General features: G+C 63.1%; 8 protein-coding genes. 6 read left to right on the forward strand and 2 right to left on the reverse strand.

Going from position 1 to position 11,216, the window contains the following annotated elements; genetic code table 11:
- Positions 1–16 precede the first annotated feature (16 nt).
- A complete protein-coding gene (gene garD, locus BCA01S_RS25820; RefSeq protein WP_027779405.1) occupies positions 17–1,606 on the reverse strand; it encodes a galactarate dehydratase in 1,590 nt (529 codons plus the stop codon).
- 233 nt (positions 1,607–1,839) lie between these two features.
- On the opposite strand from garD, the gene kdgD reads away from it, so the two are divergent.
- The 3 genes from kdgD (at position 1,840) to BCA01S_RS25835 (ending at position 5,197) form a co-directional block, all read left to right on the forward strand.
- Positions 1,840–2,757, forward strand: a complete 918-nt coding sequence (kdgD, locus tag BCA01S_RS25825; RefSeq protein ID WP_027779406.1) for a 5-dehydro-4-deoxyglucarate dehydratase — start codon at positions 1,840–1,842, stop codon at positions 2,755–2,757.
- A 183-nt stretch (positions 2,758–2,940) separates the two neighbouring features.
- Positions 2,941–4,290, forward strand: coding sequence for an MFS transporter (locus tag BCA01S_RS25830; RefSeq protein WP_027779407.1), 1,350 nt, complete (start codon positions 2,941–2,943; stop codon positions 4,288–4,290).
- 163 nt (positions 4,291–4,453) lie between these two features.
- On the forward strand, positions 4,454–5,197 hold the full coding sequence (locus tag BCA01S_RS25835) for a FadR/GntR family transcriptional regulator (protein WP_027779408.1): 744 nt from the start codon (positions 4,454–4,456) through the stop codon (positions 5,195–5,197).
- 108 nt (positions 5,198–5,305) lie between these two features.
- On the opposite strand, the gene BCA01S_RS25840 is transcribed toward BCA01S_RS25835, so the two are convergent.
- Complete coding sequence (locus tag BCA01S_RS25840; RefSeq protein ID WP_027779409.1) at positions 5,306–6,913, reverse strand: aldehyde dehydrogenase (NADP(+)); 1,608 nt, start codon at positions 6,911–6,913, stop codon at positions 5,306–5,308.
- Positions 6,914–7,135: 222 nt separating this feature from the next.
- Here BCA01S_RS25840 and garL point away from each other — a divergent pair, with 222 nt between their 5' ends.
- The 3 genes from garL (at position 7,136) to BCA01S_RS25855 (ending at position 11,117) form a co-directional block, all read left to right on the forward strand.
- Positions 7,136–7,942 (forward strand): 2-dehydro-3-deoxyglucarate aldolase, encoded by an 807-nt coding sequence (gene garL, locus BCA01S_RS25845; RefSeq protein WP_027779410.1) that lies wholly within the window; start codon positions 7,136–7,138, stop codon positions 7,940–7,942.
- A gap of 44 nt (positions 7,943–7,986) precedes the next feature.
- Positions 7,987–8,898: a 2-hydroxy-3-oxopropionate reductase gene (locus BCA01S_RS25850; RefSeq protein WP_255218484.1), complete on the forward strand. Its 912-nt coding sequence runs from the start codon at positions 7,987–7,989 to the stop codon at positions 8,896–8,898.
- Between the two features lie 215 nt (positions 8,899–9,113).
- Positions 9,114–11,117: a glycoside hydrolase family 28 protein gene (locus tag BCA01S_RS25855; protein WP_027779412.1), complete on the forward strand. Its 2,004-nt coding sequence runs from the start codon at positions 9,114–9,116 to the stop codon at positions 11,115–11,117.
- Positions 11,118–11,216: the final 99 nt, after the last annotated feature.

Raw genomic sequence — 11,216 nt, forward strand, 5'->3', positions numbered from 1 at the left:
CCGCTAAATCCGGCGATCAGGTCACCGGCGCCGGATTGAAGAGCGCCAGCGCATTGTGCAGCTTGAGCTTCTCCGCACAGGTCTTCTTGCGGCCGCTCGCAACGTCGAGCATGAAGCGGAACAGCTCCCAACCCACCTCTTCGATCGTTGCCGAGCCTGTTGCAATCGTGCCCGCGTTGATGTCCATCAGGTCATGCCAGCGGCGCGCCAGATCCGAGCGCGTGGCGACCTTGATGACGGGGACTTCCGCGAGACTATACGGCGTGCCGCGGCCAGTCGTGAAGACGTGCAGGTTGATGCCGGCCGCAAGCTGAAGCGTGCCGCAGATAAAGTCGCTCGCCGGCGTGGCCGCGTAGATCAGGCCTTTCTGGCGCACTTTCTCGCCCGGCGACAACACGCCGGAAATGGGCGAGTTACCCGATTTGATGATCGAGCCCATCGCCTTTTCGACGATGTTGGACAGCCCGCCTTTCTTGTTGCCCGGCGTGGTGTTCGCGCTGCGGTCGGCGCCGCCGCGCTTCAGATAATCGTCGTACCACTGCATCTCGCGGATGATCGCCTGAGCGACGTCCGCGTTCGCCGCGCGCGCCGTCAACTGGTCGACGCCGTCGCGCACTTCGGTGACTTCGGAGAACATCACCGTGGCGCCGGCGCGCACCAGCAGGTCAGTCGCGAAGCCGACGGCCGGATTCGCAGTGAGACCGGAGAACGCGTCGCTGCCGCCGCACTGCACGCCGACGACCAGATCCGCTGCCGGGCAGGTTTCGCGACGCCGGTTGTTCAGGCGCTTCAGGTGGCCTTCGGCTGTTCTCATGATCGACTCGACCATCGACTGAAAGCCGACGTGCGCTTCGTCCTGCAGCACGACCACGTCGCCGTTCTCGTCGGCGCCGAGATCGCCGATATCCGCGATTTCGCTCGGGTTCTGCGCCGCGGCGATGGGGATCGTGCCCGGCGGCATCAAACGTTCCGGCTGCAACTTCTCGCAACCGAGGCTCACCATCATCACCTCGCCGCCGAAGTTCGGGTTCAGCGCGATATTGCGGACCGTGCGGATCGGCACCATTGCGTCCGGCGCGTCGATCGCCACGCCGCAGCCGTAGGTGTGGCCGAGACCCACCACGTCGTCGACATTCGGATATTTCGGCAGCAGTTCGGACTTGATGCGCACAACCGCGTGCTCGACGACGTCGGCGACGCACTGCACGGTCGTGGTGATTGCCAGTATGTTGCGCGAGCCCACCGAGCCGTCGGCGTTCCGGTAGCCCTCGAACGTGTAGCCCTCGAGCGGCGGCATTTCCGGCGCATTGATGGTGGCGATCGGCAGGTCCTCGAGCCCCGGCGGGCTCGGCATGCGGATCACGTGTTCGTTGATCCAGCTTCCCTTGGGCAGCGCCTTGAGCGCATAGCCGATCACCACGTTATAGCGGATGACTTCGTCGCCTTCGGCCAGATCCGCAAGCGCAACCTTGTGACCTTGCGGGACGCGCTCGCGCAGCACGAGGCCGTCGGGAAAGACCGCGCCCTCGCCTAGGCCGCCGTCGTTGACGACGATCGCGACATTGTCATTGGGGTGAACGCGAATGTAGAGGGGTGAGAGTTCCATTGCATCGATCCTTATGGCGATTTACGCCTTCTGCGGCAGCAATTCATACGTCATCCTACAACATACATGTTTGCCCGCATGTTCCGTATTTACCCTATGACTAGCATTATGCCGCGAAAACGCCGTTGAGTTAGCCGAACTGTTGTTGTACGATGACGTATAAGAAATCTTCATTTCTATCGATCGACGCTCCAACCGATCTCAACCTTTAGCGACGCCCGGATACATACATCATGACTACACCGCAGGAACTCAAGCAGATCGTCTCGCAAGGCCTCCTCTCCTTCCCCGTCACCGACTTTGACCAGAACGGCGATTTCCGCGCCGACACTTACGCCGAGCGCCTGGAATGGCTGGCTCCGTATGGCGCGTCGGCATTGTTCGTGGCGGGCGGCACGGGCGAGTTCTTCTCGCTGACGCATGACGACTACTCGAACGTGGTGCGTACCGCAACTGAAGTGTGCAAGGGCAAGGTACCAATTCTGGCCGGCGCAGGCGGCCCGACGCGCGTCGCCATTGCGTACGCGAAGGAAGCCGAGCGCCACGGCGCGAACGGCATTCTTCTGATGCCGCATTATTTGACGGAAGCCTGCCAGGAAGGTATCGCCGCGCACGCCGAAGAGGTCTGCAAGTCCGTGCCGAACATGGGCGTGATCATCTACAACCGCGCGAATTCCAAGCTCAACGCCGACATGCTCGAAGGGCTCGCCGAGCGCTGCCCGAACCTGATCGGTTTCAAGGACGGCGTGGGCGAGATCGAAAACATGGTAACGATCCGCCGCCGTCTGGGCGACCGTTTCTCATACCTCGGCGGCCTGCCGACCGCGGAAGTCTACGCCGCGGCATACAAGGCGCTGGGCGTTCCGGTGTACTCGTCGGCGGTATTCAACTTCATTCCGAAGACGGCAATGGACTTCTACCGCGCTATCGCCGCGGACGACCACGCAACCGTCGGCAAGCTGATCGACGACTTCTTCCTGCCGTACCTGAAGATCCGCAACCGCCGCGCCGGCTACGCGGTCAGCATCGTCAAGGCAGGTGCAAAGCTGGTTGGCCATAGCGCCGGCCCGGTGCGCGCACCGCTGACCGATCTGACCGAAGAAGAAATGGCGCAACTCGACGCGCTCATCAAGACGCTCGGCCCGCAGTAATGCTGCGCGCCTGACCGGCGCGTGGATTTCTCGCCGGTCAGGAACCAGGCGCCGCACAGGCGGCAGCGCAACAGCGCCCGGGGACAACACCGTCGCCGGGCGTTTTTTGCACATGCCTTTGGGAGCCGCCGCGCCGCCAAGGCCCGACCCCCGCTCCCTTGCATAAGAACTAAGGAGATGACCATGGACCTGAGCCGCACGGCAAGTTCCGCGAACGTTGCGAAGCGCACGAAAGTCCGCTACGCAATCCTGCTGCTTATCTTTGTAATCACCACGTTCAACTACGCGGACCGCGCGACGCTGTCGGTCACCGGCTCGGCAATGCGCGCAGAGTTCGGCTTCGACGCGATCCGGATGGGCTACATCTTCTCCGCGTTCAGTTGGGCGTACGTGCTCTCACAACTGCCGGCCGGCTGGCTGCTCGACCGCTTCGGCGCGCGGCGCGTGTATGCCGCGAGCATTTTCTTCTGGTCGCTCTTCACGCTGCTGCAAAGCTCGATCGGCCTGCTTGGCAGCGCGGCTGCGGCGGTCACCGGTCTCTTCCTGTTGCGTTTCGCGATGGGCGCGGCGGAATCGCCCGCTTTTCCGGCTAACGCCAAAGTGGTGGCAAGCTGGTTTCCGACCAAGGAACGCGGCACGGCATCGGCGATATTCAACTCGGCGCAGTATTTCGCGGCAGTCGTATTCACACCGTTGATGGCCTGGCTCACGCACGCGTTCGGCTGGCACATGGTCTACGTGGTGATGGGCGTCGCCGGCTTACTGCTCGCGCTCACCTGGCTCAAGGTGATGAAGCATCCCGCCGATCACCCGGGCGTCTCCGCTGCGGAACTCGAGTACATCGAACAGGGCGGCGGCGTGGTGAGCGGCCAACATAACGCGCGTCGTGAAAGCGTCGAGAAGGCGGGCGGCTGGTCCCTCGTGCGTCAATTGCTGGGCAACCGGATGCTCGTCGGCGTCTATCTGGCGCAATACTGCATCAACGTGCTGACGTACTTCTTCCTGACGTGGTTTCCGATCTACCTCGTGCAGGCGCGCGGCATGACGATCCTGCAAGCGGGCCTCGTGGCGTCGCTGCCCGCGATCTGCGGATTCTCCGGCGGCGTGCTCGGCGGCATCCTGTCCGATTCGCTGATCCGGCGCGGCCATTCGTTGACCGTCGCGCGCAAGGTGCCGATTGTCGGCGGCATGCTGCTGTCGGTGTCGATCATCGGCTGCAACTACGTGTCCACCGACTGGGTCGTCGTCGCGCTGATGTCGCTCGCGTTCTTCGGCAAGGGCATCGGCGCGCTCGGCTGGGCGGTGGTCGCCGATACGTCGCCGAAGGAAGCGCTCGGTTTGTCCGGCGCGATCTTCAACATGTTCGGTAACGTGGCCGGCATCGTCACGCCGATCGTGATCGGTTATCTCGTGGCGAAGAGCGGCTCGTTCAATGGCGCACTGGTTTTCGTCGGCGCAAATGCGCTGCTCACGGTGTTCAGCTACCTCGTTATCGTGAAGGACATCAAGCGCGTGGAATTGCGCCCGCGCTAATCGCCGCGCCGGGTCGCCGCCCGACAGCGCCGTACCGCGCGCCGCCGCTTCCCGGCCGCGGCACGGCGCTAAATGATCCGGCCTTTCTATAATCAGTCGTCAGACGACGGTATAATGGATCGCACGAAGTCTCTGCAACTACCTGATTCAAGGGGCGTTTTCGATGGCTACACCACTGGCATCCGCGGCACCGCCACGACGCGCTCGTAATCTCGCCGAGCTCGTCGTCAATTACGTCACCGAGCAGATCGCGTCGAACGCCCTCAAGCCCGGCGACAAGCTGCCGACAGAATCGCAACTCATGGTCACGCTGAGCGTAAGCCGCACGGTTATCCGAGAAGCGATTTCGCGCCTGCAGGCGGGCAAGATCATTGAGACGCGTCACGGCATCGGCAGCTTCGTGCTCGAACCGCAGCGCGAAAAGCTCGGCATCGACATGGTGCCGGCCACCACGCTTCGCGACGTGCTGTCGATTCTCGAACTGCGCATCAGCCTCGAAACGGAATGTGCGGGCCTCGCCGCTCAACGCGCGAAGCCGGAAGACGTCGCGCGCATGCGCGCCGCGCTCGACGCGATCGAGGCGACGCGCCACAACGGACGCGACAGCGTCGACGCCGATTTGCAATTCCATATCTCGGTGGCGCGCGCCACGGGCAACCGCTATTTCGTGGACATCCTCACGCAAATGGGCAGCGCGCTGATTCCGCGTAACCGGCTCGACTCGGCGGGCATTGCGCGCGCGGAGCCGGACGCGTATCTGTCGCTCGTCAACCTGGAGCACGAGAGCATTCTCGAGGCGATCACCCGGCACGACGCCGAAGGCGCGCGCGCTGCCATGCGCATGCATCTGTCCAACAGCCGCGAACGGCTGCGCCGCGCGAACGAAATTTCAGAAAGCCATAGTTGACGGGCCGCTGAGCACCTCGCCGTTTGTCACGGCGAATACGCAAAAAAAATGGCCGGGGAGTCGCCTCCCCGGCCATTTTTCGTTTCAGCCGCAGTTCAAACGCAATGATCAGCTGCGCGTGATCTCGCCATCGCGGCGGCGCCACAGGTCGAGCGGATTGTCGTCAGCCAGTGCCTGCGGCAGCAGGTCGGCCGGGAAATCCTGATAACAGACCGGGCGCAGGAAACGCTCGATCGCGGTCGTGCCGACCGAAGTCGCGCGACTATCGGACGTAGCCGGGAACGGGCCGCCGTGAACCATCGCGTGACACACTTCGACGCCGGTCGGATAGCCGTTGACCAGAAGCCGGCCAGCCTTGCGCTCGAGAATCGGCACGAGCTTTCTGGCTGCGGGTACGTCGGCGCTGTCCATCTGGATCGTCGCGGTCAACTGGCCGGCAAAGTGCTCGGCAACCTGAAGCAGTTCGTTTTCGTCCTTGCAACGCACGATCGTCGATGCCGGTCCGAACACCTCGTCTTCCAGCGCCGGCGTGGCGAGGAACGTTTTGGCGTCCGTCACGAACAATGCCGCGCGCGCCTGGTTCGGCCCCGTCACGTCGACGCCGCGCGCCACCGTCTCCACGCCCGGGATACCGGCGAGTTTGCTTTCGCCTTGCGTGTACGCCGAACAGATGCCCGAAGTGAGCATGGTCTGCGCCGGCTTGCCGCCCAGCGCCTCGGACGCCACGGCGACGAAGTTCTTCAGCGCGTCGCTGTCGACAGCGATTGCAAGGCCCGGGTTGGTACAGAACTGGCCGGCGCCGAGCACCAGCGAATCCACGAAACCGCGAGCGATGTTCTCGGTGCGCTGCGTGAGTGCGTTCGGCAGCAGGAACACCGGGTTGATGCTGCTCATTTCCGCAAACACCGGAATTGGCTCGGGACGCGCCGCCGCGACGCGCATCAGCGCCAGGCCGCCCGCGCGCGAACCGGTGAAGCCGACCGCCTTGATCGCCGGATGCGCGACCAGCGCTTCACCGACCGAATTGCCTGCGCCGACGATCAGCGAAAACACGCCTTCGGGCAAATCCATTTCCTGTGCAACGCGTTGAATCACGCGGCCCACCATTTCCGACGTGCCGAGGTGAGCACGATGTGCCTTCACCACCACCGGGCAACCGGCCGCGAGCGCCGCAGCCGTATCGCCGCCCGCCACCGAAAACGCGAGCGGGAAGTTGCTTGCGCCGAACACGGCGACCGGGCCGATCGCAATCTTCTGCATGCGCAGATCGGAACGCGGCAGCGGTTTGCGCTCGGGCAGCGGCGAGTCGAGCGTCGCGTCGAGCCACTGGCCCGAGCGAACGAATTGCGCGAACAGCTTCAACTGACCCGTCGTGCGACCGCGCTCGCCTTCGAGGCGCGCTTTCGGCAAGCCTGACTCCTGCTGCGCACGCTCGACGAGAGCATCGCCCAGCGCAGTGATGCCGTCGGCGATACGCTCCAGAAATTCCGCGCGCACCGCAAGCGGCAGTTGGCGGTACGGATCGAACGCTTTCTGCGCCAGTTCGCACGCGAGGCCCACGTCGCGAGCCGTGCCGCTGCCGAAAACCGGCTCGGCGATGTCCGCACCGGTGGCGGGATTGAATGCGTGCAGCGCCTCTTCGGCGCCGCGCACCGATTGACGGCCGATCAGCATTTCGCCGGTGATCCGACCGATGACTTCGCTGGAACTGGACATGTCTCTTCCTTTGGATTGAATGCTAAAGATATAAGTCATCCTACAACATGACGGCGTTACCACGCAACCTGAACCGCTTTGCATCGGCATAGATTCGGGTTAACGTGCCCGTTACAACGGCTTCCTCGGGTGCTAATCTGAAATAGATATACGACGACCTATAACATGCGGTCAGCCATCGTCGGAACAAGCCCGATCCATTGTCGTTCGAGGAAAACGTTCATGCCCGCCGTGACCTGCCAGCCTTATCAGTCCCTTCCCAATAGTTTCCGCCGGGCGGTACGCGGAGGCGAAACCCTGATCGGCTGCTGGGCCTCGCTCGCCAGCCCGATCGTCACGGAGTTGCTCGGTGTGATCGGATTCGACTGGATGCTGCTCGACGCCGAACATGCACCCAACGACGTCCTCACGCTGATTCCGCAACTGATGGCGCTCAAGGACAGCCGCAGCGCGCCCGTGGTGCGCCCGCCCGGCAACGACAGCGTCGTCATCAAGCGGCTGCTCGACAGCGGTTTTTCCAACTTCCTCGTGCCGTTCGTCGATAGCGCCGACGACGCGGCGCGTGCGGTCGCGGCCACCCGCTATCCGCCGCAGGGCATTCGCGGCGTCTCGGTGGGTCACCGCGGCAACCGCTATGCGACGGTACCCGACTATTTTGACATTGCCAACGACAACGTCTGCGTGATCGTGCAAATCGAGAGCCGCAATGCGGTAGACGCCATCGACGAGATTCTTGCCGTGGACGGAGTCGACGGCGTTTTCGTCGGGCCGTCGGACCTCGCTGCGGGGTACGGGCACCTGGGCAACGCCGGACATCCCGACGTGCAGCAGGCGATCGCGCATGTGTTCGAGCGCGCGCAGGCCGCCGGCAAGCCGAGCGGCATTCTTGCACCGGTGCAAGCCGACGCGGAGCGCTATCGTGATATGGGCTGCCGCATCATCGCCGTTTGCGCCGACCTCGGGCTTTTGAGGAACGCCGCGCAGACGGTCCACCAACACTTCATGCAGAAACCGGCGGGCCAAAGCTGAACCGGGCTAAGCGCACACTACCCGGCACAGGCGTGGCCGCCACGATATCTTCGGAGCATTCCATGCAAAAAGCAGGCTTTATCGGACTCGGCATCATGGGCAAGCCCATGGCTGCCAATCTTCTCAAGAACGGCGTCACGCTCGCTGCCTTCACGCGCAGCGGCGTGCCCGACGATCTCACCCAAGCCGGTGCGCAGGCTTGCGACAGCCCCGCCGCCGTCGCCGCGCAGGCGGACGTGATCTTCATCATGGTGCCGGACACGCCGGACGTCGAGCGCGTGCTGTTCGGCCAAGACGGACTGGCGAGCGGCTTGCGGGCCGGACAGACGGTGGTCGACATGAGTTCGATTTCGCCGATGGCCACCCGCGACTTCGCCGCTCGCGTGCGTGAAACCGGCGCGGACTATCTCGACGCTCCGGTGTCGGGTGGCGAAGTCGGCGCGAAGGCGGGTTCGCTCACCATCATGGTGGGCGGCGAGCAGAACACCTTCGACAGCGTGAAGCCGTTGTTCGACATGATGGGCAAAAACGTCACGCTAATCGGCGCGGTCGGCGCCGGACAGGTATGCAAGGTCGCCAATCAGGTGATCGTGGCGGCCACGATCGAGGCAGTCGGCGAGGCGCTGCTGCTCGCGTCGAAAGCCGGTGTGGACCCGGCTCGCGTGCGAGAAGCCCTGATGGGCGGCTTCGCGTCGTCGCGCATTCTCGAAGTGCACGGCGAGCGTATGACCAAACGCACGTTCGACCCCGGCTTCCGGATCGAATTGCATCAGAAAGATTTGAATCTCGCGCTTCAGACCGCGCAGACACTCGGCGTCTCGCTGCCGAATACCGCCACCTGTCAGGCACTTTTCAACGCATGCGTCGCGCACGGCGGCAAAGCGTGGGACCACTCCGCGATGGTGCGCGCGCTCGAAGTGCTCGCCAATCACGAAATCGGCCAGCAAACAGCCTGATCCGCCACGCGCATCCAGCCGCGCCGCTTTCTCCGTTCAATCCGACGAACGGTCAAAGCGGCGCGGATTGCGTTTCAACTCACCCAAGCAGACAGATTCCCTTCATTTCTTTCATTTATTAAGGATGACTGATGGAATTCAAGCGGTCGAAATGAACCGCGTACTTTCGAACATCGACGACTATTTACAACGCCCTCCAGGGCATGGCGACATTCGTGGCAATTCAATATAAAAGCGGCAGCCAAGGAGCGACATCGACCCCCCCCGGTCGCGCCGAGCCTGCTTCGCCGGGGCGCCGGGCTTTCATGGTGTTCGCCGGGACCTCGGCGGGCGCAACGCTCGTCGGCGGCCTGTCCGCATGCGGCGGCTCGGGCAGTTCGGGCCTGACACCGGAAGATCCGATCTGGGGCAGTGCCGGCGCGGCGACACAAATCATCGCGTCGCTCGCCGGCGTCACGCAGTCCATGTTCCCGTCGCGCGACTTCGTCGTCACACAATACGGCGCACAGCCTTGCGCCGTTGTCGCTGCGACCAATCCGTACACGGGTTCTTCTTCACCCGCGAGCCCCGGCTCGAACCAGACTAACGCGCCCTCGTCGTTCGACTCGCGGCCCGCGTTTCTCGCCGCGATTCAGGCCTGCAATGCAGCCGGCGGCGGACGCGTCGTGGTGCCCTCCGGTACCTGGTATTGCGCCGGGCCGATCGTGTTGCTCAGCAACGTCAACTTCCACCTGAGCGCGAATTGCACGATCTATTTCAGCCCGAATCCGGCGGACTATGCGAAGGATGGCCCCGTAGACTGCGGTGCGAACGGCAAACTCTTTTACAGCCGCTGGCAGGCCAATGATTGCCTGAACTACGGCTCACCGGTGTACGCCCGCAATCAGACCAACATCGCGTTGACCGGCGAAGACGCGACCTCGGTTCTGAACGGCCAGGCCATGATACCCTTCTCCGGTTCGGGCAACACTGCCACATGCTGGTGGACATTCAAGGGTTCGAATGGCGCCTACGGTTGCGTGAGCTCGTCGACGCCTTCTCAGGTATATCGGAACCCGAACAATGTGGACCTCCGGACCGCCGCACCAGGCATTTCCGACACGCTATACGCACAGCTGACGAGTCCGACGACGCCATGGCAACAGGATCAGAACTACTTGCCCGCTCTCTCGGAAGCCGGCGTTCCGGTTGCGAAGCGTATCTTCGGCATCGGCCACTATCTGCGACCGTGCATGGTCGAGTTTATCGGCTGCACGAATGTGTTGATGGAGAACTATTGCACCAATAACACGCCGTTCTGGCAGCATCATCCGACCGCTTGCAAGAACGTGGTGATTCGCGGCGTCACGACGAACAGTATCGGCCCGAATAACGACGGCTTCGATCCAGACGCCTGCAATAACGTGCTCTGCGACAACGTCACGTTCAATACGGGCGACGACTGCATCGCGATCAAGTCGGGCAAGGATCTCGACACGCAATACGGTCCCGCACAGAACCATGTCATCCAGAACTGCACGATGAATAGCGGTCACGGCGGCATTACGCTCGGCAGTGAAATGGGCGGCGGCGTGCAGAACATTTACGCACGCAATCTGCAGATGTTGAATCAGAACTGGGCGACCAATCCGCTGAACATCGCGATCCGCATCAAGACGAACATGAATCGCGGCGGCTTCGTGAAAAACTTCTTTGTCGACAAGGTGACGCTGCCCAACGGCGTCGCATTGAAAGGCGGCGGCTACGGTAGCGCGCTGCTCGCGGGCAGCCCGATCAACGGCACGGTGCCGCTCGGCGTGGTCACCGCGAGTGCGGCGAATCCGTCAGCGGCTCAAGGCGGTCTCATCACATTTGACTGCGATTACCAGCCCGCCAACGACGCGATACGAACGCGGCCTGCCGTCGTGCAGAACGTGAACATATCGAATGTGCAGGCGAGCAACGTGACCGTCGGCGGCGTCACCGGTTCGTGCTTCCAGGCGATCGTCGCACAAGGTCCGGTTGCATTCGATTACAACGGACCCACGCCCGCGCCGACGATCCCGCCGATTACAGGCGTCACCATCTCGAACTGCAACCTGGGCACGGCGGTTTGCGCGGGACCGGCCACGTCGACCACGCCCGGACCGATCTACGCGTACAACGTCAACGGCATCACGTTGAAGAACGTCGTCATCGGCTCGACCACGTACAACACGAATGTGACCGATCAGCGTTAGAAGGCGAACGCGGCAGGACGGTCGCTCCGCCGCGCCCGCAATCGCACCGCGACGCGCGCTTGCGGGCCGGGAAAAAACGGCGCAAAAAAAACCGCTCGG

The sequence above is a fragment of the Paraburkholderia caledonica NBRC 102488 genome (assembly GCF_000685095.1).
In the GTDB taxonomy this organism is placed as follows: domain Bacteria; phylum Pseudomonadota; class Gammaproteobacteria; order Burkholderiales; family Burkholderiaceae; genus Paraburkholderia; species Paraburkholderia caledonica.

Excerpts from the sequence above, each read along its gene's own strand:
- garD (WP_027779405.1), bottom strand. The coding sequence starts at position 1,606 with ATGGAACTCTCACCCCTCTACATTCGCGTTCACCCCAATGACAATGTC.
- kdgD (WP_027779406.1), top strand. The coding sequence starts at position 1,840 with ATGACTACACCGCAGGAACTCAAGCAGATCGTCTCGCAAGGCCTCCTC.
- BCA01S_RS25830 (WP_027779407.1), top strand. The coding sequence starts at position 2,941 with ATGGACCTGAGCCGCACGGCAAGTTCCGCGAACGTTGCGAAGCGCACG.
- BCA01S_RS25835 (WP_027779408.1), top strand. The coding sequence starts at position 4,454 with ATGGCTACACCACTGGCATCCGCGGCACCGCCACGACGCGCTCGTAAT.
- BCA01S_RS25840 (WP_027779409.1), bottom strand. The coding sequence starts at position 6,913 with ATGTCCAGTTCCAGCGAAGTCATCGGTCGGATCACCGGCGAAATGCTG.
- garL (WP_027779410.1), top strand. The coding sequence starts at position 7,136 with ATGCCCGCCGTGACCTGCCAGCCTTATCAGTCCCTTCCCAATAGTTTC.